General features: G+C 52.8%; 1 protein-coding gene. It reads right to left on the bottom strand.

The window, feature by feature from the left end:
* Positions 1-562, bottom strand: a 562-nt coding sequence (locus D0S45_20670) for an IS630 family transposase (GenBank protein TIH06691.1), incomplete at its 3' end; no start/stop codon positions are given.
* Positions 563-660: the final 98 nt, after the last annotated feature.

Genomic DNA, 660 nt, shown 5'->3' on the forward strand with positions numbered 1-660 from the left:
TGAGGTCTATATCGACTTCATCCTCATAAAACACCGGATTATCGGCATCACAGCGGGCCAGCGCGGCGTCGATATTCGCCATTTTTTCCTGATAGGCTGGGTCTTTTATCCGCAAGGTCGGCACGGGCCTGCGCCAGACAATGCCCATACGAGGTAACCATCGGCGGAGCGTGGAGGCTGCCACATTGAGCCCTGTTAACCGATTGATTTTTATAGCCAATAGTTCAGTACACCAACGGCTGCGCTGATAACCAAAATCTTGCGGAGAAAACTGCATGAGCAGCACCAGTAAGGTGACAATCTTGGCGATAGGTAAGACTGGGGCACGGCCAGCCGGTAAGGCTTCTAGCGCATCTATGCCTTCATCTCGATACCACCGAAGCCAACGACCGATGGTCGAGCGCGCAGCGCCGGTAAGGTGATGAACATCGGTGATCGTGCGTCCTTCATGTAACAGCAAGATGGCCATCAAGCGACGAGCATGTCCTTTATCACGGGTGGCATGGMTGATTTTGTGAATGCGGCGCCGTTGTGGTCGTGGCAGAGGTGGTAGGATAGGCATCAACTCAGTCCTTTGGGTGTGGCTTGTTTTGTTTAGCGACTAATCAGATCGCACAAACTGGACTGAGTTCCCTTCCTCCGGTGATCTACTATTCGGAA

The sequence above is a fragment of the Marinifilum sp. JC120 genome (assembly GCA_004923195.1).
Taxonomy (GTDB): domain Bacteria; phylum Desulfobacterota; class Desulfovibrionia; order Desulfovibrionales; family Desulfovibrionaceae; genus Maridesulfovibrio.